The following is a 26,450-nucleotide window of genomic DNA, read 5'->3' on the forward strand; positions in this document are numbered from 1 at the left end:
TCTCAGCAGTCTCTACCTGCTTCACAACAACATATGAATTCCGCATTGACAAATAACGGAGTTAACAACAATATCGTCAATACGGCTAAGTCGTTTATTGGCAGAGTAACTTATCAATTCGGAACACGCGATCAAAGCCGCCTGATTTTCGACTGTTCCTCTTATACCCAGTACGTGTTTCAGCTTAATGGCATTCATATACCATGGGGGTCCAGAGCACAAGCACAAATCGGAAGCTTTGTGCCGAGAGACCAGCTTCAACCCGGTGATTTGGTCATGTTCAGCGTAAGTACCCCCGGGCAAATCAACCACGTCGGGATTTATATTGGCAATGGTCAGTTTATCAATAATTTGCCGCATCGAGGGGTTATCATTTCGGATATGAATAGCTCTTACTGGAATAGCCATTATATTACGGCCCGCCGTGTGTAATGATAAGACGATTCTCATGAAGCAAGAGCCGCCGCGGTGGCTCTTGCTTCGTTTTATGTTTAGCCAATTCTACAAGATCTCTCTTGCCATCACATAACGTTTGAGCAATACGGGCTTCTCCACTTCGTAATCGTTACTCCCGGCGGCGATTTATAAGTGCTCAAAATAAAACAATTGCCAATATCAACGCCTACATGACCGATTCTGTAATGCGAGTATCGATCTCTCCGAAAGAAAATCAAATCACCAGGCTCTATCTGAGCCATTCCTATCGCATTTCCTTGACATGATTGCGAATCGTTTCGTATATACGCAAGTACCTATCGACCATTTTCTTCGTTGTAAATCGGTTTAACACATATTGTCTTAATACTTTGGGCGCAGGGTAGCGTCCTCGTCTTACTTTTCTTATCATTTCCTCTACCGTACTACAGATCAGATTGGGGAAGCCCTTCAGAACTTCAGGTACCGAACCGTTCTTCAAAGCAACGACAGGAGTGCCGCATGCCATAGCTTCTATCATGACAAGACCAAACGGCTCTTCCCAGACGGTCGGGAACAGCAAACAGCTCGCATGCTTCAACAATTGTTGTTTCTTTTTGCCGCCGACAGCCCCGACGTAACGAATATTAGGATTATTCTTGATGCGAGGGGCAATTTCATTGCGAAATAATGCCTCGTCTTTAATAGGACCGGCTATGATCAGTTTCTTTTTTGTCATTTCTGCGATACGAATCGCATGCAAGATACCTTTTTGACGTATAATGCGTCCGATGAAAAGTAAATAATTGTTCTTCTTATTGCTAAATTCATACTCGCTTGGGTTGATGCCGTTATATACATAAAAGCCGCGGTTGTTTCCCATAACTTTTCTTGCTCTCTTGCTGACGTACACAGGGTATTTAACCCACCTTTTTCTAGGCAGATGAAATGTACAAAGCGTCGGAACAAGCAACTTACGCCGTCCTAATGCTGAAGAGAATGTATGATCATGGATGATATCGGTACCCTTAGGCAATCTTTGCGTTACAAAAGAGCCGATACCGAGCTCCTTTAAGCCTTTTGGATAAGTGATGAGTTCCGCACTCGTTCGGCTCCCCTTCGCGGCAAAAAGCAGGACACGATGACCGCGCCGTGCCAGTTCTTCGGTAAGCTCGTAGACGACTTTTTCCGTCCCTCCTTGATTTTTCGGAGGCAGGGGAAGTGCATTAGGCCTATTGGAAATCACCTGAACAATGGTTAATCGCTTTTTAGAAGTATTTACCACAGGGTAGTATCCCCCAATCCGTAAGTGCTGTCAAATACCTCATAATATGCGTCATATCTAATATAAATTTGGACAGTTATCATCTACCTGAGAATTTTGAGTCATATGATCATCTGTCCGCATAAATTCATAGACCTGTTGTGAACAATAGAACTGAAAACAAACAATTTTTCCGTAATACCAATTGAAAGAGTGAAAGCATATTGCCTTGACATCCCGGAACGGATAAATACAAAACAGTACATCCAAGGAATTTTCCGAACCCGAACATGGTGTGCATAGGTGGGCTAATTCCTATAATCCACACCACATCCGCTTGGACACTCGGATGAATGCGAAGGAGCACTCCCTGGTGGCATTGGCCGCTTCTTATGCCCGTCACCGCAAGTTCCAGTAAGTAAGAACGGACTCCTTCATACGGCCCCGATTCTTTCTAGGTACGATGAGCCTCTCTTACGTTATCTTTCGTTTTGGGCCAGATCTTGTGTTCGATTCGTTCATACAGCCTAATACCGACAAGCTGTCCTTTCTGAGCAAACCGTGATTTTACGAATACTTGATGTACACCTGCCGCGGCAGCCACTCCGATCAAGGCCCCGGCAATTACATCTGATGGATAATGAACCCCTGTCCAAATTCTTGAAAATGCTATGCAGGCCGCTAAAGCAAGCCATAATCTACCCTCTTTCTTTCGAAACAACCAGATCGTAGTGGCAATAACGAAGGCGCCGATAGCATGGTCGCTAGGGAAAGAAGCGTTTGCCGGATGTTGGATTAACTGGAACACGGCATGTGTGACAAACGGCCGGTCCCGATAGAAGAAGTCCCCAATCAAACCGCTAATAGCCAGTCCTATGCAGGCGGCTGTCAGGGCTTCTACAATCATGCGCCGATTGGATTCCGTTCGGATAAACCAATATATAATGACGCCGATATAAAACAAATATTCTGCGTGCTGTGCCAAAAACCGCATCAACGGGTTTAAGAAGGACACCGATCCGGCTAGCCCATTGATGATCTGAAATAACTGATAGTCCAGTTGCAACACGATTTCAACCTCCCATTTTCTTTTCGCGAATTGTTTTTATGATGAATCGAACGATGAAGATCAGAATCAGGGCGCAAATTAAATAAGTTATGGGACGGATGAAGGTTTCGACGACTTGCCAATTTTGTCCCATTTTGAAACCTAAATACGTCAATCCAATGTTCCAAGGAATGCATCCTAAAAATGTATAGAGACAAAACTTGAAGAAACTCATTCTCGAGATCCCGGCAGGCAATGAAATGAAAGTGCGGATGAACGGCAAGTTTCTCCCGATAAAAGCGGCCCATTCCCCGTACTTGGCAAACCAATTCTCCGCTTGTTTTAAATGCTTCTTATTCAATAAGATATATGTTCCATACTTGTCCAGGAGATGCCGAGCTCCGCTTGCACCGATCCAGAAAATGATGACAGAACCGATTACGTTACCTATGACACCGGCCGCCACAACTCCCCAGAACGAAAATGTGCCTTGTTCCGCAAAATATCCTCCAGTCAGCATAATGACTTCGCTTGGCAGCGGAATACAAGCGCTCTCCAAGACCATACCGATCAAGATCCCCATCAACCCGAACGAATGTATGAAATAGGTGGCTAACGCCGAAATGGATTCAATCGCAGCATGTAGCATTTTTTGAAATACCTCTCTTATTCAGTTTTGGAGCATGCCGGAATGCTAACCGTTACTGTAGTTCCATAATGTTCCTTGCTCATGATGGTTATTTTTCCGCGGTTCCGTTCCACCAATCGTTTGGCAATCGCTAACCCAATTCCCGTTCCGCCTCCCTCCCGGCTTCTTGCTTTATCGACCCGATAAAAGCGGTCAAATACATAAGGCAATTCATCAGAAGGAATGCCAATACCTGAATCCGTCACTCGGATTTTGACAAAATGGTTTTGCTTCATCCCATTTATCCTCACTACATTGTTGTCAGCCGAGTATTTCACCGCGTTATCGAGTAAAATAACCAGAACTTGTTCCAGTTGGTAAGGCACCACCTCAATGGCATCGGATTCCGTAAAATGCAAATCGGTCTCGAAAACCATGTTGGGGTGCGCCGAAGAGAAACGTTCTACACATTGCTGGACAAACGCGGAAGGTTTCACAATTTCAATAAGAGCTTCCGGATGATCCGATTCGGAACGGGTCAGTTCGAGCAGCTCCTGAACAATTCCCTCCATACGCTGAAACTCTTGAATGGCCGCATCCAAGGAGACTTCAAGTACCTGAGGATCGTTCTTACCCCAACGCTTGAGCAGTGACAAGTGCCCCTTCATGATAGCTAGCGGCGTCCTGAGTTCGTGCGAAGCGTCTTCAACGAATTGTTTCTGTTGCTGAAAGGAAGTCTCCAGTTGGTCCATCATATCGTTAAAATGATGTGCAAGCCGCGACAGTTCATCATTGTTATTCATCGGCCGTACACGTTCTTGCAAGCCTTTTACTTTAATGTTCTGAATCGTTTCCACTAAAGATTGAATGGGATGCAGCAGCTGTTTAGACAGCAGAAATCCACCGAATCCGCTAAAAAAAATCGCACCCAGGCCTGCGATAACCATAACCACCAGAATGATGTTTGAAATTTGATCCAATGTTTCCAAGTTATTTACGATTTCGACGGTACCTTGAAAGTGATCCGTGTGAATCGGACTCCTCAGCACCAACAAATGCTCATTATCATGCCAGACGCTGATGAACAACGATTGATAAGACTCTTCCGGCGGTACCCAGTCGTCGGGCAGACGATTCGATACGGCTATGATTTGAAGGCCATTTTGATCAAGAATACGAATGAGTTGCCTTCTCTCGATTATTTTTTCCAAATAGCTCTTGCTGTTGCGGACTTGATCGACATCTAGGACCGTTTTCTTTTCTTGGTAGTACTCCTGAATCTGAGCCATGCTTTTTTGCATGGAAACTCGCTCCTGGTTATTAAGCCACTGTCCGAGGGTGATAAACTGGGCAGCATTATAAACCGCGAACAGAATGCACATGATACCTGTCGACCACAGCATAATCTTCCATTTGATCGGCAATTTGGATAATAAAGCACATAGAGTCTTCATTATCGCATCACGTATCCTACGCCACGAACAGTTTGGATCATGCTTTCTTGCCCGGGTTCGTCGAGTTTATTCCTTAAGTACCGTACATATACGTCCACCACATTCGTTTCCACTTCGGAATCGTGGCCCCAAATTCGTTCCATGAGCACATCTCTCGAAAGGACAATATTCAAATTACGCATCAACATGACCAAGAGATCGAATTCTCGTTTCGTCAGTTCCACTACCTCGCCTCGAAGTTTCACTAACCGTGCATCTAGTTCGATCGTTATATTGCGATGGCAGATCGTCTCGCGTTCTTGCTCGACCGTCATGTCCAATCTCCGATTTAAAGAACGGATTCGAGCCAGTAATTCTTCGATGGCAAAAGGCTTGGGGATATAATCGTCCGCCCCGCTGTCCAAACCGGATACCCGATCCGCTACGCTATCTCTAGCTGTAAGCATGATAATCGGGGTTGTTTTCACCTCTCGAATACGCCTGCAAACCTCGATTCCATTTAGCTCAGGCAACATGATATCCAGCAGGATCAGGTCCCAGTCCTTTGCAAGCGCGAGCTCCAGGCCCGTTCGTCCGTCAAATGCTTTCGTAACGGCAAAGAATTCGTGCTTGAGCTCCATCTCAATGAACAAGGCTAAATTTTTCTCATCCTCAATAAGCAAAATTTGTTTCACTAAAGGCTTTCCTTTCCTGTTTTCTCTACCTTACCTTAGGAACATGAGAATTTGTTGAAAGTACCCTGTGTTTCAACAAGTATGCAAGCAGCAAAATGCCCCCTATAACTAAAATAACGATGGGATGATGCAGCCACTTCATCATGCTATGCCAGTGATGACCGATCTTTTGTCCGAGAAAGGTAAACCCCGAAATCCAGAGTAATCCTCCGGCCATGGCATAGAAAGCGAATTTTTTGAATGGCATCCCGCTGGCACCGGCAAGGAACGGAGATGCATGCCGAAGCCCTGCCACAAAGTATCCGATCACGATGAAAACTGCACTGGCTTTTTGAAAACGAATCGCCAACCGATTCAGTTTATCTTCATGTAAATGAACATATTTGGTGATTTTACTGATGGGTTTGATTCCAATCGTTCTTCCGAGTCCATAATTTACAATCATACCCGCTAAAACACCGAGCCATGCAATCAAAATCAACCAAACGATATGCAGTTTACTTGCTGCTACAATAGATCCCGCAAAAATCAATATAAATTCTACTGGCAGAGGCAAGCCGATAATTCCCAGCATCATGAATACGAATACTGCCGTGTATCCGTAATGTTGTATGAGTGTGAGCATGGTTTCTTTCATCTTATCCCCCCCCTTTTTTCTACTCCAGAATTCGTGGTCTGATTAATTGACTTCGTCCGATGTACCGGGGACAATTAATATATGTTTGAGAATGTACAGCTTCTCTTGTTCGGATAGATTGGATTTCGCTATCAACTGCACCACTTTTGCCTCGATAAATTGAATCTGATCCAAAAACTGTTGCATTTCTTGAGAACGGTTATCCAACATATTATTCCCCCTTTATGATTAATGGGCTTTACTTCCCCTCCGTGAACATAAGTATAGAAAACAATAATGAAAACTCCATGAGAAAACCATCAAATTACAAACAAAACTCACCTTTAAATAAAGGCGAGTTTCACATATTACGCAGTGACATCCTTTTTCTTAAAGACGGTCCACGCAAGGGCATTAAAGAGAATAAAGTAAACGATAATGACTGTGACCGAAAATGGCAGCGTCATCCCGTGAACGTTAGGGGAGCCTGTCAAATATTGAGTTAAATCGGTGTTTTCAAACAAGTAGTATTTAGCCCAATTAAATTGCGCCAAGAACCCCACAATACTTGTACCGGCGAACATAATTCCCACGGACAGAGCAATGGAGATGGAACTGCTCCGAGTCAAGACCGAGATCATAAATGCCAAAGTAACGACCATAATCATTTGAACCGCTTGGTATAAGTACGTAACTATCGAATGCTGGACGATATTCGTTTCGTGGACAATGCCGTCACTGGAGGCATAAACATAAGGTGCACCCAAATTATGAAAACCATGCATGATTCCCGAAACCAAGAAAGCACTAACAAATAAAACGATAAACAACAAAAACGAAAACATCAGGGCCGATACATATTTCGATAGCAGAATTTTGGAGCGCGATACCGGTCTTATGAGCAGCAGCTTAATCGTTCCATCGGTAAATTCCCCTGCCACACTGTCACCAGCAATAATAACCGTTAATACCGTCACCACAATCATGAGGTCAGCTGCTTGCAATACATTTCCCCACAATGTGTCTTCTGTAGGAGGAATTTGATGATCAAGATGATACTGATTAACATTGATTCGGTTCGTTACATGTGTCCTCCAATCAGCTCCTCTGTCCATATTCGCTAACATCTGTTTATCATTCAGAATCTGCTTCTGCATATTGACCGTCCAATTGGCATTGGCTACTTGAAATGGCTTCACGCTATATTGTTGGGCAACCAGAAACCCAATTGCCGTTAATACCAAGCCGATGACGAACATCCATGTACGCAGACGGCAGTAAATTTTCATATTTTCATTCAAAAGCAGATTAACCAACGGATTCGCCCCCCGTAATTTTCAAAAATTTATCTTCGAGCGTTAGCGAGTTTCTTTTGATTTCGTAGACCTTGATTCCGCCGCGAATCAAACGTTCATTCCCTTCGGCAACCTGCTCCTTGTCCAACCAGCACTCCACACCGTTTTCTGTAACTCTCGCATGCGCGGACAGTTCTTCGGAAAGAATCTTCAGCGCCTTCTCCGAGTTATCGACTTCGAATACGACCGAACCCTGGGTTCCCTCACTCATAAATTCTTTAATCGTTTGAACGGTCACCAATCTTCCATGTTGAATAACGGCTACCCGATCGCACATGAGTTCCATTTCGGCTAGCAAATGGCTGGAAACGATAACGGCGATACCTTCTTCCCTCGTCAGCTTATACAAATAATCGCGCAATTCGCGGATGCCGGCAGGGTCTAAACCGTTCGTAGGCTCGTCCAGAATAAGAACGGACGGCTTATGCAACAGCGCTTGTGCGACTCCCAACCGCTGTCTCATCCCAAGCGAATACGTTTTGACTTTATCTTGAATCCGGTTCTCCAAACCGACCAAGCGAATCACTTCATGGATACGTTCTTGAGTCACTCCTGGAACCATACGGGCAAAATGGACCAAATTCCGATACCCGCTCAAATACTTGTACATCTCCGGATTTTCTACAATGGCTCCTACTTTGACAATAGCCTTGTTATAGTTATGAGTGATGCTTTCCCCATCAATCAAAATGTCGCCTTCCGTTATGCTCATCAATCCTACCATCATACGGATGGTTGTCGTTTTGCCAGCTCCGTTAGGTCCCAGAAAACCGAAGATTTCACCTCTAGGCACTTCGAAATTCAAACGATCGATGATGAGTTTATTTCCAATTTTTTTCGTCAGGTTAGAAAGCTTAAGAATGGGTGCCGTCACGTCCTATCCCCCCAATGCAATTTGGCACCAGTATAAAAAACGAACATGAAAATTTCATGAGAATATCAAAAAAGCCGAGTATCTCGCAAGAAATACCCAGGCTGTCGAGAAAGTCTCGACGGCGTTCTTTGTATTTAATCATTTTATGAGTTGCAACGGTGAAATGCATTTTTTGAATGATTGGGAAATTCTTTCGAGGGGCTAATAGCAACCATTTCCGGCATTTCTTCGTATAGGAATAAAGATGTTTTGTAAAATCCTAGCAAAGGATGCGTTGAGATGAAAATGATCTACCGAAAGCATTTTCCGGAGAGGCTTAAGAAAGCGGTAGCGGTTACTACGCTGAGCTTAGTCGGGTTGCAGCCCGCGGCAGCGTTCGCCGAGACGTCTGCGGTGCAGGTAACCGCCGGAGAGGCAGTATCCGTTTCGGCTACCGGGTCGGCGGTCCCATCTACGGGAGCCGTACAGAATGCCGCCTTACCGACAGCCAAGATCACGAAAGAGCAAGCCGTCGAAATCGTGAAAAAGCTGTTTCCACAGTTTGAGAAGTTTACTGTTTCCAACGTTCAGCTCGGAGACCATAGTACCTACCCTCCGCAGTATCAAAATGTTTGGTCGATTCAGTGGGAATATACGGTAGGAAATAATAGTTACGGGTTTAGCAGTAAGGTCGATTCGATGACGGGCGATTTGCTGTCGACCAGCATCTATCAGCCGATTCCGGGCAAGAACGAGACGTACTATCCGCCCAAGCTGACCGAAGAAGAGGCTTTGGCGGTTGCGAAGGAGTTTATCAAGAAGGCCTCCCCCTCGATACCCGAAAGCGCAATCCGGAAGTCCGATACCGTGTTCGTGCACGCTCCGCAGCCTTTGTTCGGCCCAGTTCTTTACAGTTTTTCATTTGCGATTGACGTGAACGGCGTCAGGAGTCCGAGCGATATTTTGTACATAACGGTAGATGGCAACGGTCAGGTCACAGGTTACAATCGGAGTGTGTCCGGCGATGTGTACCCGTCGGGAACGCCTGCTCTTAGCGCTGAGGAAGCTTCAAAAATCTATGAAGCGTCCGTAGATTATACATTGCAATACATGCCTGTTTATAAAACTTCCTATCGCGATAAAAAATGGATTCTCGGCTGGACGCCCCGCCGTATGGGAGAAGCAAACGTCGATGCGCAAACGGGCGATCTCCTCGATGAAATGGGGAACAAGGCGGACACGCAAAGCGCTCCATATGCGGATGTTGAGAAGATGTCGGCTGTCTTCACTCCGGTACTGGGAAGCGATCACGGTCAGTTGACTGCGGATCAAGCCGTTCAAGCAGTGGAGCAGCGGATGCAGATTCCACAGGACAGGAAGCCCTCCTATCAAACGTTGCGTTCCGACGGTCCCTATTCATTCGGATCGGGCAAGAAGGTCTGGGATTTGAATTGGACGGAACAGCCGCAGAAGCCGCAGCCTTTTCCGAGCAGCACCCATGCTTCGGTGGACGCCATGACCGGACAAATTCTAGAATACCGCCAAAATGCTTTTGGACCGCCATGGACACAGTCGGAGAATCAGCATGAAACAACGTCGCGCATCACCAATGAAGAGGCCAGGAACAAGGCCACGGAGTACATTAACATCTTGTATCCGGATGCCGCCAACGAATTGAAACTTATTACCGCGAGCACAAACCCGAAGCAAGGAGATTCGTCTTTCGACTTCCAGTTTCAACGGTTTTACAAAGGAATTCCGGTCGGCGGAGAAAGCGCGTCGTTAAGCCTAGATGCTTCCGGCAAGCTAACCTCCTATTATGCCAATCGGACCGATGATTTGGACACGGCGCTGGGTAAACTGGAGGCCAAGCTCACACTCGAAGATGCAAAAGCCAAATATTTGACGGATACGACGGAGCAGCTCCAATACAAGAGATTCGGCGGCTATTACCTTGCGTCTAATGGAAACTTTCAGCCCGTTTCGATCAAACTGGTGTATGCTCGTGTCAATCGCAATCCGAATCAAAACGGCTTTGTGCTCAATGCGGCAAGCGGCGAGTGGACGCCGTCTTTTACCGGAACGGAATCCCCCGCGTCCGGCTCGGACCCTATTCCGCAGGATATTGCGAAGCATTGGGCGCGGAAGGAGCTGGCCACTCTGCTGAAGTACGGCGTCATCAAGGCTGACGATGCGGACTTGATTCATCCGGACGAAGCGTTAACCTTCGGCGACTGGATGAACATGATGAAGCAAGCTGTCAATCCGAACTTCGAGCCGCAGGCTCCTTACAGAGCGGACGTCAAGGTGGCCGGCTTCAGCGACGTGGATGCCGCAAGCCCTTATTATGCCGCATCGCAGCTTTATATTCAGAACCGATGGCTGAACCCGGAGACGACGCCGGAACTTCATCCTGAGCAGCCTCTAACCCGGGAAGCGTTGGCTGTCAACCTGATTCATGTGATCAAATACGACAAGCTGGCTTCAGTCTTGGAGCGAAATGCCGCAGAATCTTTCTTGGATCGCAGTGAAATCAGCGACGCCGAACGGGGAGCCGTTAGCCTCGCCGTACAGCTAGGATTGCTGACAGCGACCGCCGACAACCGCTTCGATCCACAGCACAGGGTCACGAAAGCGGAAGCCGCGGCCGTACTGATGCGTCTCGTAACGCTGCAGGGCAAGCTGGATCAGGTTATCGTAAATTAAGGATTAGCGACGCAAAAAGGAGCAGTTTACCTAAGCATAGGCAACTGCTCCTCAGACTGTCGAGAAAGTCTCGACAGCTTTCTTTTTGTTCTCATATTTCATTACGACACCGCGTTAATATGATATAATATAGGTAACTATTTCAAGATCGGATGGTGTCGTCATGTTACGTTCGAAACGGGATAAGCAGCAAAGTTACGAATTTGTTTCCCTTGAGGATCTGGTCCCCCAGGATCATTGATTTTTGCTGTGTTTGCACATCGCCGATTTCATCCTACACAAGGACTTTTCCACAAGTGGCAATTTTACATACGATAGTGAGCGAAACGTCTACATATGTCCGGCTAAACACGAACTTACCTACTGAACAACCGACCGCCACGGTTACCGGCAATACGCCTCGGATCCGAAGTATTGTCGCACCTGTCCGATGATGAACAAATGCACCCGATCCCGGAATAGTCGAAAGGTGCTCGCCCACCATATCTGGGATGAGAGTAAGGAACGAGTGCGTTTGAACAGACTGAGCAAGTCTGGAAAAATGTTGTACCTCTGAGACTTGAACCAATTTATTGCCGCAACGGCAAGGAACTGCTTCAAAGAACCCGCGGCAAAGAAAATGCTTCAAGCCAAAATAAAAAACGGGAGTCGAAACAGCAGCTCCCATTTCATACATCTAACTACCGTACCGAGGGAGTTGAACGATCTTCCATTACAGAACATGAAGATTTTCGTTTCGGAAAAATCGGATATTCTGCATTTTATCGACTAGTACTTCACAAGTTCAATTTTTGATTATCAATGATATCCTGACCCATCGTTGTAATCGATATAATTCATATCACCTATATGCTCAATCAATAATTATTTCGAATTCTGGAATAGGCTTAAACCCACCGATCCCCGAGCTTCCTCACATAGTTTGCAAACACAAAGCGCCAAGGAATGACGAAGGGAAATACCACGACCCACAAGTTAGCAGTGACCATATCCATCGTTGCATCGTCCATCCGACCGGATGTCCAAATTGGTAGTGCAACGATGATCAGCCAGACTGTTTTCCACGCTAATTCCCATAGAAGTACAGGCAGCATCTGCAGGGGATATCTCAACCCGAGGACGCATAATGCCCAGAAGGCGAGCAGCATGCATTGCACGATCCCCTCCATCAGCTCCCACGACCCCGAACGATTGATAAATTCAGGCCATTTCGTGATACCGAGTCCCACGACGATAAGAAGGTAACCCCCTCTCAACAAATAAAGACGTAATAACGATACTTCACTCGGTGATACCTTCTTGGATTGTTCCGTCACGTTCATCATCCCTCTCCCCTATACATATGCCTTCTTCATCCAATCCTTGATGCGAAGAGCCTCCGATTCATGCAATTCTTCCACATCGGCCATTTTAAGCAACGAACCGTCCTTAAGCGCAATGAAGCCGTCTATTAAAGTTTCGATTTCCGCAACCTCGTGGCTAGTCATGATTAAGGTCTGAAATTTCAAGTCAACGTAGGAGATCATGCCCTTCACAATAGAGTCACGTATCATCGGATCAAGCCCGGATAAGGGTTCGTCCATCAGAATGTAGGGTACCTCTCTCGCCAACGTAAGAACGATTTGCAAGCGGCCACGATTACCTTTGGAAAGCGATTTAATTTTCATATGAGGGTCCAAGCGCATAAGCTTCATGATTTCTTCTGCTTTCGCTGGATTAAAGTCGGCAAATTGTGAAGCCTGAAACTGCATTGCTTCTCGTACCGTGAATATCGGATAAAAGAGACTCGACTCGGAGGAATAAGAAACGACTTTGCCGGTTCTTCGATTGGCCGTCTCTCCGTTAACCGTCACACTGCCGCTAGTGGGCAGCGAAAGTCCAGACATTAGCTTTAATAAGGTTGACTTCCCGCTGCCATTGCCGCCCACAATGCCAATGATTTTACCTATGGGTATCGTCAATGAGATATCCTGAAGCGCAATCTGATTGACATATTTCTTTGTAACGTTTGTCATCCGAATCATATCACTCATCGCCTTTCTCAGCGTTGTTCAAATAATCTGTCAGCCCCGACAGGATCTCTGCCGCGCTGTATCCCATTTCTCGCATGACGTGAACGAATTGTTCAATTTGTTCATGTTTCAACTTGTCACGCTGTTGAACCAGGCGATCCTGACGTTCCGGAACGAACGTTCCTTGACCTCGCTTCGTTTCCAAGATCCCTTCACGCTCCAGCTCGCTGTAAGCTCTTTGAACGGTGTTGGGATTCATGTTGTATTTGATTCCCATATCGCGGATCGAAGGAAGCTTCTCGCCAGCTTTCAATTCTCCGCTTATAATTTGTCGATGTATACGATCCGCCAATTGCAAATAGATCGGCTTTGAAGCATTAAATTCATCCATCGTTATCCCTCAACTTTGTTGTCCACGAGCCACGCGGTTATTATGAATAGTCCGACGATAATCATGAGGTCGTATACATACCCGCCTGCGTAGGTTTGTATTGGATCGGATAATAAAGTAGGAAATTTATAAGTAATGCCTCCCCAGTCCATCACATGCCGATACAGTGTAGAGGATGTGATCAAAACATTTAGCCATGCGGATAGGATGGCCGCGCCGGCAACCGCTGCCCAACTCCAACGCCCGATTTTCAGCTTAAGGTATTGGTACAGGGCCCAAAGAACCATCACCCATACGCTAAGTTCAATAGATATCCAAATCACATGAGGAAAGATGAACCATCCCGCCTTCCAGGTATCCGTCCAATACGGCTCAATCAAGCTGAACTTGGGTACGATCAGTAGTCTGGAAAACCCATATACCGAGACTAATGAAATTACGACCATCAGCAAACCGTTCGCCACTTTGCTCAACAACAATTTAACAGCCGGTTGGGGGTTGCTCAGCCATAAGTGCAAATTGCCCTCCGACTTTAACCCGACAAACACAATAAGAGGAACGTAAATCACATGAATGGCAACGGCAATCGCTAAAGGCACGAACATCAGCAAGCTATCGTCCGCTGCCTTCTCCAAGAATAACGTCAGCATAGCAATCAAACCATTGATGACGAGTCCGATGTAGAATACGGTTCTTGTTAACTTGAAATCCTTAATGAACAAAGTTGACCACTGCCGCATACCCGATTCACCCTTTATAAATTAATCGTAGTCTAGTGCACTAATGATATAGTACACTAATTCACTGTAGCATGTAAATGGGTATTAGAAAAAAAAGGCAAGAAGAAGTACCTGTGCCTTTCATGCTTGGCCATTAAAGATCAGCTTTGCAGCTTTTATCGCAAGTTACTTGTTATACGTTTCCCCCGCAATTGATCGTTAACTATCTTGCCCCAGAGCTGAAAAGGCCGCCGATTCACAGCACGTATTGTAATAATTGCGCGCTATTTTACCCAAAGAGCGGAATAAACGGGCTCAAGGGCTAACAGCCTCTAAGGCATTAATGTACCTGTTTCTTCATAAACTTTCTTTCCTTAGACAAAGGCGGCATGGGAAATTGAACTGCACCCCAATTGTTAGACATCATCTAACGATTGGGGTGCAGTTTTTTTGTCCAAATTTAATTTAGAATTAAAATTAGAAGCGATTAACCAATATGTGTCGGGAACTGCTGGAGCTAAGAGCATTGCGAAGTCCTTAGGCGTAAATCATGAAGTTCTGCGTATGTGGATCAAGCAATACGAATATCACGGTTTAAAAGCCTTTGAAAAAAGCTATACAGCTTACTCCATCGCATTTAAACTAGACGTACTCAACTATATGAATGAGCATGGGACGTCTCCAAACGAAGCCGCTGTTATTTTCAATATCCCTTCACCAGGGATTATTCGAAAATGGCGCAGCCAGTTCAACGCACATGGTATCGACGCCCTCAAACCAATGAAAAAGGGGCGTCATGGCACGATGGACAAACAGAAGAAAGAACCTGCTGCAGGCTCAATAGAAGCCTTACAGGCGGAAAACGAGCGTTTGCGCATGGAGAATGCCTATTTAAAAAAGTTGAATGCCTTAGTTCAGAACAAGGAAAAATCACCAACCAAGACAAAGCGCAAGTCGTCCTTGAATTAAGGCTTGAATTCCCGGTGATGGAATTACTAGAACTTGCAGGAATCCCTCGTAGCACGTTTTATTACTGGGTGAAGCGGTGTCACAAGCCCAATCCCGACGCAGAACTGAAGATTCTTATACAATCTATATATGAAGAGCATAATGGCCGTTATGGCTATCGTCGTGTCCGAGATGAATTGGTGAATCGGAACCTTCGAGTTAATCATAAAAAAGTGCAGCGGATCATGAAAGAACTAGGTTTGAAATGCGTAGTTCGCATGAAGAAATACCGTTCATACCAAGGGACTGTAGGTAAAATAGCCCCGAACGTACTTGATCGTCATTTTCAGGCGCAAAAGCCAAATGAGAAGTGGGTTACCGATATTACGGAGTTTAAGTTATTTGGCGAGAAGCTGTACTTATCCCCCGTTCTAGACTTGTTTAACGGTGAAATTATTACCTACACAATCGGATCTCGTCCGACTTACTCTTTGGTCTCTGATATGCTGAAACAGGCCTTTGAACGCTTATCTGAGGAGGATGTACTCCTCCTGCATTCGGATCAAGGCTGGCACTATCAGAAGAAGCAATATCAACATGCTTTGAAGGAGCAAGGAATTACGCAAAGCATGTCTCGCAAAGGAAACTGTTACGATAATGCGGTAATGGAAAATTTCTTTGGCATAATGAAGGCGGAATTTCTATATCTCAACGAATTTGAAAGTGTAGACCACTTCAAGCAAGAATTAGCGCACTATATGAATTACTACAACCACAAACGAATCAAGTCCAAATTAAAAGGCATGAGTCCGGTACAATACCGAATTCATGCCCAGCAAATTGCCTAAATAAATATGTCTAACTTTTTGGGGTCACTTCAAATTCCCATGCCGCCTTTTAGGATCATATTTAACAGACTACTACATTATAACCTGATAACAACAGCTTGCACCGCGTTATCCTGCCCGTTACTTTAGCGATGTTGCACAAGATGACATTCAGTACTCAAGGCAAAGAAATGCTTCAATATCGATCAAGCAAAACGTAATACTGCCTAAAATTCAACGGATTTTAGGCAGTATAATACTTCAAATCGTGGCAATAAATTGATTCAAGTCACAACCTCAAACGAAAAGAAAATCTGAGTATCTCGCAAGAGATACCCAGCTTCTTCATCACAAGCTCACTTGAATATATTCTTTAAGGCAAGGAAAAGGTCCATTAAAAATCAACGCTATAGAAATAATGAATTGATAATGGTCATCCAACAGTTTACGTGAAATTTCTTTATGACTGTTTAACAGCTGATCAACCGGTAGCTTTCTAGCGATAAATAACTCATTCATCCATGCATCGTTTTGCGCCAACGATTTTCCAATATTTACTAGGTTTAGTCTTTCCTCTGCTGAGGACTGATCGACCAAATTCGAAAATTGAATATTAAATTCTTTTAGTTTTTCTTTCAAATGTACAATTTCATTTCGACGATTTGCAGTTACTTCCGGCTTTTTCTTCTGAAAAAGCTTTTCCACCTCTCTGATTATTGTTGTGAATGGCACACTGATGCTCCTCCTTCTTTCTTGGGTAACGAAAAAAGGAAGCGAGGGAATTATGCTCAATAATTCAATTAAGAGGATCCTACTCTTTCTACGCTGACGAAGTTAGCTGACGGATTCGGATCGAAAGATGACCCTAACACTTTGTCTGCCGCAACAATTCGGGCAGAATCGTGTACTCACCCCAGAAAACTTGGTTCCCCCGCTTCTTTGATACAAAGAATTAAGCGTAGTAGGACTTGCTATGGAAAATGAACATGAGTAAATTTACCTCAATTAGGTTTTAGAAACAATAGTTATAAAATCCTTATTTTTTCCTCTCTGTAGCCTCTTGCATATGCCTGCCTGGTCCACTATTAGGTCAAATCGCCTAAGAGAATACATAAGTCTAGGATGTCGCTTTTCTACTCTCTACAACAGGTATTAAATCTTCAATTGTACGCTGGACAGTAGAATAGATGGATTCATCATATTTCCCTTATTCGACCATCGTGCCGACGAAGATCGTCGGAATATGATTGACTTCGAATTATCATCTTCGTCCTAAATAGTATTTTGTGCAATTGTTAAATAATCTTTAATGCTCCTTTAATCTTACTATATTAGTGTTATTTTAATCCCAATATAACGTGGTTTAAGAAACAGATATCTTTTATAGATTGTGGGAGGTATAAAAAATAAATTGTGGGAAACCACTACAAAGAAAGGAAATCATGTATGGAAGCGAACCAAAATAACTTGAAAATATTACTTAACAAGGTGCCAGAAGTTACTATTTTCTTCTGGATTATCAAGGTTTTATGCACAACTGTAGGTGAAACATTTGCTGATTTCCTAAATTTCAATCTTGGATTTGGTCTAACACTCACTACAATAATCATGGGAATTGCGTTTTTCATTGTATTGTATTTTCAAATCAGAGCAACTAAATATGTTCCAGGCATTTATTGGCTAACAGTTGTGCTTATTAGTGTATTCGGGACGTTGGTAACTGACAATTTAACAGACAATGTCGGAATACCTCTTGAGACTAGTACTGCAGTTTTCTCTGTGTTACTAGGAGCAACTTTTCTTTTTTGGTATCTTAGCGAAAAAACACTCTCGATACACTCGATTTATACAAGAAAAAGAGAAGTTTTCTATTGGCTTACCATTCTGTTCACATTTGCCCTTGGAACAGCAGCCGGCGATTTATTTTCCGAACAACTCGGACTTGGTTATCTTCACACAGGTATAACAGTCGTTATTATAATTGCTTGCATATTCTTAGCATGGAAATTTTTGAAACTGGATGGGATATTAGCGTTTTGGATCGCGTATGTTCTTACTCGTCCACTCGGAGCATCATTAGGTGATTACCTATCTCAGCCCCAAATTAATGGTGCATTAGGTCTAGGGACGACAGTAACTAGTGTAATCTTTCTTATTGCTATTTTAGCGATAATCGTTTTTCTTGCTGTTACAAAATTAGATGCAGCGATAAAAAGTGAACCGGCAAAAACAAACCAGACAACTGGAAGAAAGAAATATGTTTTGACGCAAACTGTTGTGGTACTGTGTATTTTCTTTGTTGTTGGTATAGGCGGCTACGTTGGGTTAAGCAATAACTTAGCATCGCAAACCGATTCTCCACAAACTTCATTAGTTGGACAATTATCGAATTTCGTTAAAATTGAAGGTGATATCCTAAACTCTGTAAACTCAAATGACATTGCTTCAGCGAAAAAAGGAGCTGACGATTTAGAGCACCAGTGGGATACAGCTGAACCTAAGCTTAGAAAAATAGATGGAAAAACATGGACCCAAATTGATGGAACTATTGACGATGTATTAGCAGCAGTTCGTTCAGCAAACCCCGATGCCAGCAAGTGCAAATCTGCACTTAACAATTCGCTTAGTATCATAAATGGAGCAAATAAATTAGAATCGCAAACTGCTACTACACAAACTACATCAGTTGAAAAAACGCAAAGTGATTCTCCAAAAAATAAATTAGCCGGAAAACTAACAGATTTCGTTAAAATTGAAAGTGATATGCTACACCATGTAGATTCAAATGACTTTACTTCTGCAAAGCAAGGCGCTGATAATTTGGAACATCAATGGGATACATCGGAGCCTGAGCTTAGAAAAATAGATAGCAAAACATGGACCCAAATTGATGGAACTATAGACGTTATATTAGCTGCAGTCCGTTCGAAAAAACCTGATGCCAGCAAGTGCAAATCTGCACTCAACAATTCGCTAAGTATCCTAAACGGAGTAAATAAATAAAATTAAAAAAAGGGTCGTCTATTTCAGATGAATGTAAGGCTGTTGGGGAAGTCTCGACAAGAACTAATCATTTTTCTGTCGCAGAAACGCGACAGAAAATTAATTACTTTTTATTCCTACTCACCATAAATAGAGGATTCTAAAGTACTCATTTTTCTGTCGTTGGACACTTAATGTGTATTTCTTTTCAGACCGGTTTGCAATGCTGCCGCACGGTTACGATACGTCGAGTTTGATGCTTGACCGCATCCAGAACCTTCGTATCAAAATTTCCGTTATTATCTACGGTTGCACTTGTACCGTAAGGATTTCCCCCGGCCTCTTTCGCGCGATTCATTAGCGATATTTGCCCATTGGTAAAAAGGAAAAACCCGGCGGTGGCCGGGCTTTCAGCTATATCGAAAGGTGCATCAATCGTTTACTCTGCAAAATACCGGTGCAGCACCGGCGCAAGAACGGTTGACTTTATGATGTGTGTTTGTCCCTCTATCGTCTGGTGACGCGCATCGGGCAGCACATCCGCCAAGGCTTTCATCGCGTTGCGCATCCATGCCGGACTTTTGCCGCCAACCGCCACTAAAGCGGGAACTTTGACGCCTGCCCACCGGTAAAGAGGCGCTGCTTGACCTTTTTGATAGTCAATGGTCAGCAGCGTATCGTACAGTAGGGTGTGAGCGACTTCTTTCAGTTTCGGCCAAGTAGGCATCAAAGGCATAATGGCGACGATCGGTGCCGGCAAGCCGACTCCTTTGCGCATAAAATGCTTAACCGCCGCGCCTCGGCGCTCCAATGCGATCAGCCTTTCCATCTGCGCCGTATACTCGTCCGGAACCGGCTGTCGGCTGCCGTCGATGACGAACGGCGCTTCGTATAAGGCCAGCTTCTTGATGGAGTCGAGACGAACCGCCGCTTCAAGAGCAAGTGCCGCACCGGAAGAGATGCCGTATACGTAAGCGGATCCAACGGCTTCCTCAATGATGGCGCCCAGATCTTCGACTTCGCGCTCTACCTGATAAGGAGCACTGTCCCCGCTTTCACCGCGCCCCCTGCGATCGTACGTATAGACCGTAAAATATTGCGACAGCAAGGCGGCGAGCGCTCCGTTCGGTCCGTTCTTGCGGCTGCACAATGCGCCGTCTATCAAAATTAGTGGCGCCCCCCTGCCAGCTTTGTCATACGTGATTCGGGTACCGTCTCCGGAAATGACGAAACTCATAACATCCTCCTCATCCGTGGATCTTCTCGTCGACATCAGTGGACGAAACAAATCATGTTTTATTCAATATATCGATTTGATCGCGCAAGTCAGCTTCCAAAAGCTTTAGTCCCGAATGGCGGGGGAGTTCCGCAGCTTCGCAAATTTGGCGCAGCTCGATTTCCCCTTCGCCGAAGCCGTGGGGGTCCGGCAGTCGCATCGCCCATTCGTACGCCTCTTTCTCCGACTCCACCTCGATCATCATCATCCGGCGACCAACCCGTCGATTTCTTCAAAAGGTCCAGCCAATACGTTCGGTTTGCCGCCGGCAACGGGATAAGTCAACCGGATCCCCTTGGAACTCGGACACAACCATTCCGCTGCCAGCAGCACGCCTGCCTTGGACATATCCTCGCAACAAGCGTTCATCGCTTCCAAAAGTCGGCCCGAATGGTTGACGCCGGCTTCGGAATGCCGAGTCGCTTTCACTATCATCATAAATCGCATTCGAGTACACTCCTCCCTATTGTCCATATTACCAACCTTGCCGCCGGCACGAATCTGGAAAAAAGAACGCGGCTCATCCCTCATTCCCGAACTCGAATGCGCGCTTTAGAAGCAATTCGCGCTCGCGCTCATTACGCGTAAGCGACGCCGCACGTTCAAACTCTTGTCGTGCTTCGGCAGTACGTCCAAGCTTAACCAGAAAGTCGCCGCGTACGCTAGGCAATAGGTGGTAATTCTTCATCGAGGGTTCATTGGACAATTCGTCTACCATTTGCAGTCCGAACGACGGGCCGAAAGCCATGGCGACCGCTACCGCGCGGTTCAGCTCCACGATAGGCGAAAGCGTCGCACGGGCCAATGCTTCGTAGAGCGCTGCGATGCGGACCCAGTCGGTTTCCGACGCGGTAGGAGCCTGCGCGTGGCATGCGGCGATCGCGGCCTGCAGAGCATATGGACCTAATGGACGCCCCATTTTTCGTGCACGCTCAAGAGCGGCAAGCCCTCGGCGTATGAGAAGCCGGTCCCATAGCGTACGGTTCTGATCCATCAGAAGAATGGGTTCTCCGGTTGGACCAACCCGCGCCTTGAACCTGGACGCCTGAATTTCCATCAGCGCGACTAATCCGTGAACCTCAGACTCCTCATGCGCAATTTCGGCCAAGATGCGCCCGAGACGCAGCGCTTCCTGGCAGAGCAAAGGACGAATCCAGTTCGCACCCGCAGTCGCGGCATAACCCTCATTGAACATCAGGTAAATAACCTCAAGCACCGAAGATAATCGGGAATCGAGTTCGGCCTTTTCCGGGACTTCGAAGGAGACGCGCGCATCCGCAAGCGTACGTTTGGCCCTCACGATGCGTTGGGCGACGGTCGATTCCGGAACCAGGTATGCGCTAGCGATTTCCTCTGTCGTAAGTCCGCCCAGCAGCCGAAGCGTAAGCGCCACTCGCGCCTCGGCGGAGAGCAACGGGTGGCAGGTCATAAAGATCAGGCGCAAGAGATCGTCGCCTACAGGATCGCTAAGAGCTGCATCGAAGTCCGGTTCATGATGCAAGTCGATCTCATGGCTGAGATCCTCATATTTACGATCACGCAATTGGTTTCTGCGCAGCAAATCGATAGCTCTGCGTTTGGCGGCTGCCATCAGCCATGCCCCGGGCCTGTCAGGAATACCGGTATCCGGCCACCGTTCCAGAGCAACGATAAATACTTCTTGTGCGAGATCCTCCGCAATCCCGATATCCCGTACATATCGCATTAAACCTGCAATAATTTTGGCGGATTCGATCCGCCAGATGGCTTCGATACTGCGGTGAACTTCCGCTTCCTTCATAATTTTTTATGCCGCGTAACCTGCTCCCGCAGCTCAATCTCTTTCGCGAGCGCCTCGGGATCCTGGATCAGCTCGGGCGCTTCAAAAATTTGGCGGAGCTCAATCTCCCCTTCGCCGAAGCCGTTCGGATCCGGCATGCGCAATGCCCATTCGATCGCCTCTTCCCTCGATTTGACCTCGATGATCGTAAACCCGGCAATGATTTCTTTCGCTTCCGTAAAAGGACCGTCCACCACTTTCGGTTTCCCTCCGGGCACGGGATACGAAATACGAACGGCGTTAGAGCTCGGGTGAAGACCTTCCGCAGCTATCAAGACGCCAGCCTTCACCAATTCCTCGTTGTACCTCATCATCGCGTCAATAAGCTCCTTGCTCGGCGGCGTGCCGGCCTCTGTCTCTTTCGTTGCTTTAACTACCATCATGAATCGCATTGGGATACCCTCCTATTTTGTTTAGGCTTTTCATCTCGATAAGAAATATCGGCCATCCTTTAGAACTTTGCATAAATGAGTAATTCCAGAGGCGCCATTCGAATTCCTCTTCCTTCCGTAGCGTCAAACTCAGCCAAGAAGTTTCCGCACTCTCTCATCCCGGATCCATACCGCTCCCCACACCAATACCGCCAGATACACCGGAAACAAAACATTGGAAAATAAAGGAGCATCCACTCTAACTTGGGCCGCCACGGCTCCGCCCAAGTAACCCGTCAACAAAAGCGCACCCAAGAAGGAAGTACGGGGTATGGCGTAAAAAAGGGTCGAAATCAGTCCCAAAATCCACATGACCGCCATATGTCGCTCCGCAAACCCAAGTTCGAGCGTAGCTTTAACAACCGGCGCAGGCCCCATGATTTTCCCGATTCCGTCAAAAACCATGAACAAAATAACAACCCCGCTCATGATCCGTGCCGTCCATAGCCGTCCTTTGGAAACTTCCGTCTTCCCGTTCTTCTTCATTTCCCGTTCGATCATCATCCTCAATCTTATCCTCCTCATTATCGGATCGTTAGACCCGTTAAAAGTTGCTTACATTCACACAACGAATAGGAAATGACAATATCGACAACTTGAACAATTTTTTTTGAGAAAAGCCTTCGGCTTATCTACTATCCCTTGCTGACCGGTTTAGATAAAATAAATACAGTTTCAATGTGGAAAATAACGCGCTGCTTACCTGGAGGAATGTTGAATGTGGAAAGGGTTCAAAGCTTTTGCTTCGAGAGGGATTGCCTGGATGAAGAAGAGGAAATCAAGCTTTTTGACACGATAAATACAAAAGCTAAAGGCATTGGACCTTCTTTAAATAAGTTCTTACCAAGAGACTCAGATGATATTAGTTGGGTCGTTACCGAGCTTTTAGTCCGTAAAGAAAGCCCGTTCTATATGATTGGGAGCATTACAGGTAAAAGAAGCAAAGGACGACATGTAACTCTTCAGAATCTTTATCGCACATTACATTTGTTGACAGCAGACTACCGGTTATCTTCTTTTAAAAAAGAGGAGAATATTGATTGCTATGAATTACTTTAATACTGTGAAAGAGACATTCTTTGACGATTGGAATAACTACAAGGGTTCGCGGTTAATACACATTGTGTGCATAGATGCTTTGTCGATGGCCGGCAATCATGTGTTGTTAAAATGTGTTCAAGAAACAAAAAAGCAAATTGATCTGAATCTCTTACCACGGTTTATTAATAGACTAACCGAAATGGATTGGTCGACTGGTGGCCCTCTAAAATACTTAAAAGGTCTGAGCGGGTCAAAAACATTATCAAATGATCTTAAAGCTATGATGTTACCAAATTAATGACTCTCTTATCACAGTTGAACTTATAAGCAAGTTACTATGTACAGATTTTCTGACTTATTTTAAAATGTATATGATTGGAAAACGTTATTAAAAGCTCGTGATCTTACCTCCGAGCTTTTATTTTATTATGTATAAGGTAAAATGCGGGGGAATAGCATGGAATCAAAAAGCACATTAGAAATAGTGTATGACCTAATTGAAAAATCGAGAAAAAGATATGGGAAACTAAAAAAGTGTGAAATCCATTTCCATACGCCTGCATCTCATGACTATCGATTAATTAGCGATAAATCATACTCAGATTTGTGTATCGAGGAAATTCTCGACATTGGAGTAACTGAGAATTACATAACTTTTGAAGTAGCGAAAGTGATCAAGGATAATATCGAGGAATACACATCAGATGTTTATAAAATAAAAATGATGGAAGAAGGCCGACCATATGAATCCTTTAAAGAATTTTTTTCATATGGATTAATAGCCCATAAATTATACTCTTCTACGGTTGAGGTAGCAGTTATCACGGATCATAATACTGTTAAAGGTTATCCAAAACTAAATTATGCTTTGGATCGTTACTACAAAGAACGGTTAAAAAATACAAAACAAAAACAAATATATTTATTTCTTGGAGTGGAGATATCTTGTTCAGAAAAAAATCATTTAATAGGTATTTTTGATAAAACAAAATATTCAGAGGTTGAGGCATTCCTCGAAGAGTACATAATTAACGAGGAAGAAGGAACTTATAATACTGCTCACTTTATGATGGAGCAGATTGCCAAGGAGCTAGATGGAATCTCCTATATAGCTCATATTAATTCATCTGATTTATTGGGAAGTCACGGTTATAACAGCACTTTGTTTGCTAATGATGAGATGAAAGTAGTAGGGATTACAAGTTTAGATGCAAAACACACAGTAACTCAACGTATAAGTAGTTTCAATAAAGATTTTAGTTCAAAAATGGGCTACATTTATGAAAGTGACTCTCACGAAATTCATACTCTCGGGCAAAAAAATACCTGGATAAAATTTAGTAATATTACTTTCCCAGCTTTAAAAAACTCAATCAACAATCATAACATAAGCATTTATACTGAAAAACCAAATAAAGCCGACAAATTTATTAAGGGATTAGTAATTGAACCTGGTCAAAATGGGTTCCTTAAAAATTTGGACAAATCCAGATTCTTTGTTGTGGAGTTCTCTAAGGATTTGAATTGCATTATTGGTGGTCGAGGAACCGGAAAAAGTACAATTCTTAACACGATAGAAACGATCTTCACTTTACATTGCGAGGATAAGAAAAAATTAAACTTCATTTCGAGAAGTCGCAGAATTTATATCGTATTTACGTTCAAGCAGCATGATTACATTATCGAGTTCATTCCGCAAGTAATAGATGGTGCCAATTTTAATAGCAGAAATATTTATCTCGAAAAAGCATTTAAAGGCGATAATGAGTCCGAGTTAAGTTTCCATTGGATCAAGATATTTAGGATTTTAGGGCCCAGATCTTTCCACGAACTTAAAGAAAAAGAAACTATTGAAATACTTCATAAAATATATCGAAGAGGGTATTCGATTAACGATTTGGTAAGTCGCATTGACTCTGGGAGAATCAGTAGCTTTATTAAAGATACAATTTTATATGGTGTAAATTACGAAGTTATCCCGGAGTTTATAAGAAATCTAAGAGAGAAACCTAAAAGAAGTAGATTACATTTTCTAAGATCAAATTTAACTAAAATGATTGGCGAAGTAGATGCTCGAAAAAAGACCGTTGAGGCAAAAATCCGGGCATTTAACAACAAGTATCGCAACACTATACAAGTAGTTTATTCTCCAAAAGAGAAAGAGACCGAGTATTACCTTGGCCCTTTACTTGGACCCATTTCAGGTAATGACAAAGTCGTAAATACTTATTTATCTTGGAACGATGTAGAGCGCTATATCTATAAAATATGTGAAAAGATTTCATTTCTTGAGTTTTTAGATTACCTGCTCAGAAAAAAATATCGTGAACTGCAAGAGCTACTATCTATCGAATCATTTATTGATGAAACTAAAATTACTCAACGTGATGTTGAAAAGAGATTAAGCTATATTGATGATACTAATAGGCATATTGTTTTTGAACAAATTGCTGAAGTTCTTACATATTTTTTTGATCGATTAATGAAGTGCCTTGAACGATATTTTGAAGTAACCGATGAGTTTACACTTGAGTTTAACGTAAATTCTCGCGAGCTAGTAGATACACCAAAAATTCTAATGAAACCAATTACGGAGTTATCTTTAGGTCAAAAAGTGGTTGCAATGCTTACCTTTGTATTTCAATTCGGTCATCACGTCTACGACAATACACCACTAATTATTGACCAGCCTGAGGATAATCTGGACAACCAATACATTTACAAAAATCTGGTTGCTAGTCTGCGCCAAATTAAAAATACTAGACAAGTAATCATCGTTACTCATAGCTCAACAATAGTAACTAACGCGGATGCAGAGCAAATTATTGTGATGAGTTCGAACAATGAATATGGATGGCTGGAGAAGACTGGATACCCTTCAGATCCTGTTATTCTTAAACATGTTCTTAACAATCTTGAAGGTGGCCCAGATTCCTTTAAGCATAAAGTACAGACTTACAGTAATTTATATTTAAACACCATTAGATAATCT

Annotated in this window: 27 protein-coding genes, 1 pseudogene and 1 riboswitch; of the genes and pseudogenes, 7 read left to right on the top strand and 21 right to left on the bottom strand. The window is 44.2% G+C overall.

The genetic code is table 11. The features are described from left to right. Positions 1-432 (top strand): C40 family peptidase (locus tag SD70_RS28380; protein WP_052487993.1); only part of this gene is annotated, 432 nt, incomplete at its 5' end. Positions 433-521: 89 nt separating this feature from the next. On the opposite strand, the gene SD70_RS35420 is transcribed toward SD70_RS28380, so the two are convergent. The 10 genes from SD70_RS35420 to SD70_RS28420 all read right to left on the bottom strand — a co-directional run bounded on the left by SD70_RS35420 (position 522) and on the right by SD70_RS28420 (position 8,327). After that, entirely contained in the window at positions 522-698 is a 177-nt protein-coding gene (locus SD70_RS35420; RefSeq protein ID WP_231571624.1) for a hypothetical protein, read from the bottom strand. A 2-nt stretch (positions 699-700) separates the two neighbouring features. Continuing rightward, the gene (locus SD70_RS28385; protein ID WP_041051858.1) at positions 701-1,699 is read right to left on the bottom strand and encodes a glycosyltransferase family 4 protein; all 999 of its coding nucleotides are present in this window, start codon (positions 1,697-1,699) and stop codon (positions 701-703) included. Between the two features lie 433 nt (positions 1,700-2,132). Next, positions 2,133-2,747, bottom strand: coding sequence for an undecaprenyl-diphosphatase (locus SD70_RS28390; RefSeq protein WP_231571625.1), 615 nt, complete (start codon positions 2,745-2,747; stop codon positions 2,133-2,135). Between the two features lie 4 nt (positions 2,748-2,751). After that, positions 2,752-3,375 carry a DedA family protein gene (locus SD70_RS28395; RefSeq protein ID WP_041051863.1) on the bottom strand — a complete coding sequence of 208 codons (624 nt, stop codon included), beginning with the start codon at positions 3,373-3,375 and terminating at the stop codon, positions 2,752-2,754. A 17-nt stretch (positions 3,376-3,392) separates the two neighbouring features. Continuing rightward, entirely contained in the window at positions 3,393-4,808 is a 1,416-nt protein-coding gene (locus SD70_RS28400) for a HAMP domain-containing sensor histidine kinase (protein WP_052487994.1), read from the bottom strand. Further along, positions 4,808-5,482: a response regulator transcription factor gene (locus SD70_RS28405; protein ID WP_041051866.1), complete on the bottom strand. Its 675-nt coding sequence runs from the start codon at positions 5,480-5,482 to the stop codon at positions 4,808-4,810. Before SD70_RS28405 ends, SD70_RS28400 begins: the two co-directional genes overlap by 1 nt. A 25-nt stretch (positions 5,483-5,507) precedes the next feature. Beyond that, entirely contained in the window at positions 5,508-6,119 is a 612-nt protein-coding gene (locus SD70_RS28410) for a DedA family protein (RefSeq protein ID WP_041051868.1), read from the bottom strand. A gap of 42 nt (positions 6,120-6,161) precedes the next feature. Continuing rightward, positions 6,162-6,329, bottom strand: coding sequence for a hypothetical protein (locus SD70_RS36530; protein WP_156158244.1), 168 nt, complete (start codon positions 6,327-6,329; stop codon positions 6,162-6,164). 137 nt (positions 6,330-6,466) lie between these two features. Continuing rightward, positions 6,467-7,414, bottom strand: coding sequence for an ABC transporter permease (locus SD70_RS28415; protein WP_041051870.1), 948 nt, complete (start codon positions 7,412-7,414; stop codon positions 6,467-6,469). Next, positions 7,407-8,327: an ABC transporter ATP-binding protein gene (locus tag SD70_RS28420; protein WP_041051873.1), complete on the bottom strand. Its 921-nt coding sequence runs from the start codon at positions 8,325-8,327 to the stop codon at positions 7,407-7,409. The genes SD70_RS28415 and SD70_RS28420 overlap by 8 nt, the downstream gene beginning before the upstream one ends. 279 nt (positions 8,328-8,606) lie before the next feature. On the opposite strand from SD70_RS28420, the gene SD70_RS28425 reads away from it, so the two are divergent. Further along, complete coding sequence (locus tag SD70_RS28425) at positions 8,607-11,012, top strand: YcdB/YcdC domain-containing protein (RefSeq protein WP_041051876.1); 2,406 nt, start codon at positions 8,607-8,609, stop codon at positions 11,010-11,012. Positions 11,013-11,252: 240 nt separating this feature from the next. After that, positions 11,253-11,562 (top strand): annotated as a pseudogene (locus SD70_RS38785) (transposase); the annotation flags it as partial. A gap of 337 nt (positions 11,563-11,899) precedes the next feature. On the opposite strand, the gene SD70_RS28430 reads toward SD70_RS38785, so the two are convergent. Genes SD70_RS28430 through SD70_RS28445 form a run of 4 tightly spaced genes read right to left on the bottom strand, consistent with a single transcriptional unit; the run spans position 11,900 to position 14,155 of the window. Next, a complete protein-coding gene (locus tag SD70_RS28430; protein WP_041051879.1) occupies positions 11,900-12,337 on the bottom strand; it encodes a hypothetical protein in 438 nt (145 codons plus the stop codon). Positions 12,338-12,346: 9 nt separating this feature from the next. After that, complete coding sequence (locus SD70_RS28435) at positions 12,347-13,036, bottom strand: ATP-binding cassette domain-containing protein (protein ID WP_041051881.1); 690 nt, start codon at positions 13,034-13,036, stop codon at positions 12,347-12,349. A 1-nt stretch (position 13,037) separates the two neighbouring features. Then, the gene (locus tag SD70_RS28440) at positions 13,038-13,415 is read right to left on the bottom strand and encodes a GntR family transcriptional regulator (RefSeq protein ID WP_041051884.1); all 378 of its coding nucleotides are present in this window, start codon (positions 13,413-13,415) and stop codon (positions 13,038-13,040) included. Between the two features lie 2 nt (positions 13,416-13,417). Next, positions 13,418-14,155, bottom strand: a complete 738-nt coding sequence (locus SD70_RS28445) for a hypothetical protein (protein WP_041051886.1) — start codon at positions 14,153-14,155, stop codon at positions 13,418-13,420. A gap of 429 nt (positions 14,156-14,584) precedes the next feature. On the opposite strand from SD70_RS28445, the gene SD70_RS35430 reads away from it, so the two are divergent. Then, positions 14,585-15,930 (top strand): IS3 family transposase gene (locus SD70_RS35430; protein WP_156158245.1). Its coding sequence is split into 2 segments (ribosomal slippage): positions 14,585-15,026 and positions 15,026-15,930, totalling 1,347 coding nucleotides; the frame shifts between segments, so codons are not numbered across the junction. Between the two features lie 327 nt (positions 15,931-16,257). On the opposite strand, the gene SD70_RS28460 is transcribed toward SD70_RS35430, so the two are convergent. Next, positions 16,258-16,641: a hypothetical protein gene (locus SD70_RS28460; protein ID WP_052487996.1), complete on the bottom strand. Its 384-nt coding sequence runs from the start codon at positions 16,639-16,641 to the stop codon at positions 16,258-16,260. A gap of 77 nt (positions 16,642-16,718) precedes the next feature. After that, a riboswitch (cyclic di-AMP (ydaO/yuaA leader) is annotated at positions 16,719-16,878 on the bottom strand. Positions 16,879-17,355: 477 nt separating this feature from the next. On the opposite strand from SD70_RS28460, the gene SD70_RS28465 reads away from it, so the two are divergent. Beyond that, positions 17,356-18,912, top strand: coding sequence for a COG4705 family protein (locus tag SD70_RS28465; protein WP_041051892.1), 1,557 nt, complete (start codon positions 17,356-17,358; stop codon positions 18,910-18,912). Between the two features lie 418 nt (positions 18,913-19,330). On the opposite strand, the gene SD70_RS28470 is transcribed toward SD70_RS28465, so the two are convergent. The 6 genes from SD70_RS28470 to SD70_RS28490 all read right to left on the bottom strand — a co-directional run bounded on the left by SD70_RS28470 (position 19,331) and on the right by SD70_RS28490 (position 22,921). Beyond that, a complete protein-coding gene (locus tag SD70_RS28470) occupies positions 19,331-20,128 on the bottom strand; it encodes an alpha/beta fold hydrolase (protein ID WP_041051895.1) in 798 nt (265 codons plus the stop codon). Positions 20,129-20,180: 52 nt separating this feature from the next. Then, on the bottom strand, positions 20,181-20,375 hold the full coding sequence (locus tag SD70_RS38795; RefSeq protein WP_231571627.1) for a hypothetical protein: 195 nt from the start codon (positions 20,373-20,375) through the stop codon (positions 20,181-20,183). After that, the gene (locus tag SD70_RS38800) at positions 20,372-20,614 is read right to left on the bottom strand and encodes a YciI family protein (protein WP_231571630.1); all 243 of its coding nucleotides are present in this window, start codon (positions 20,612-20,614) and stop codon (positions 20,372-20,374) included. Before SD70_RS38800 ends, SD70_RS38795 begins: the two co-directional genes overlap by 4 nt. 73 nt (positions 20,615-20,687) lie before the next feature. Next, positions 20,688-21,947, bottom strand: a complete 1,260-nt coding sequence (locus SD70_RS28480; protein WP_041051897.1) for an RNA polymerase sigma factor — start codon at positions 21,945-21,947, stop codon at positions 20,688-20,690. Next, positions 21,944-22,378, bottom strand: a complete 435-nt coding sequence (locus tag SD70_RS28485) for a YciI family protein (RefSeq protein ID WP_041051899.1) — start codon at positions 22,376-22,378, stop codon at positions 21,944-21,946. The genes SD70_RS28480 and SD70_RS28485 overlap by 4 nt, the downstream gene beginning before the upstream one ends. 129 nt (positions 22,379-22,507) lie before the next feature. Beyond that, on the bottom strand, positions 22,508-22,921 hold the full coding sequence (locus tag SD70_RS28490) for a DoxX family protein (protein WP_156158246.1): 414 nt from the start codon (positions 22,919-22,921) through the stop codon (positions 22,508-22,510). Positions 22,922-23,137: 216 nt separating this feature from the next. Between SD70_RS28490 and SD70_RS34160 the strand changes: the two genes are divergently transcribed. Both SD70_RS34160 and SD70_RS28500 read left to right on the top strand, forming a co-directional pair. Further along, positions 23,138-23,476, top strand: a complete 339-nt coding sequence (locus tag SD70_RS34160; RefSeq protein ID WP_052487997.1) for a hypothetical protein — start codon at positions 23,138-23,140, stop codon at positions 23,474-23,476. Positions 23,477-23,915: 439 nt separating this feature from the next. Beyond that, positions 23,916-26,447 carry a Spaf_1101 family AAA-like ATPase gene (locus SD70_RS28500; RefSeq protein ID WP_052487999.1) on the top strand — a complete coding sequence of 844 codons (2,532 nt, stop codon included), beginning with the start codon at positions 23,916-23,918 and terminating at the stop codon, positions 26,445-26,447. Positions 26,448-26,450 lie beyond the last annotated feature (3 nt).

Origin of the sequence: Gordoniibacillus kamchatkensis (assembly GCF_000829455.1) — a bacterium.
Classification (GTDB): Bacteria; Bacillota; Bacilli; order Paenibacillales; family NBRC-103111; genus Gordoniibacillus; species Gordoniibacillus kamchatkensis.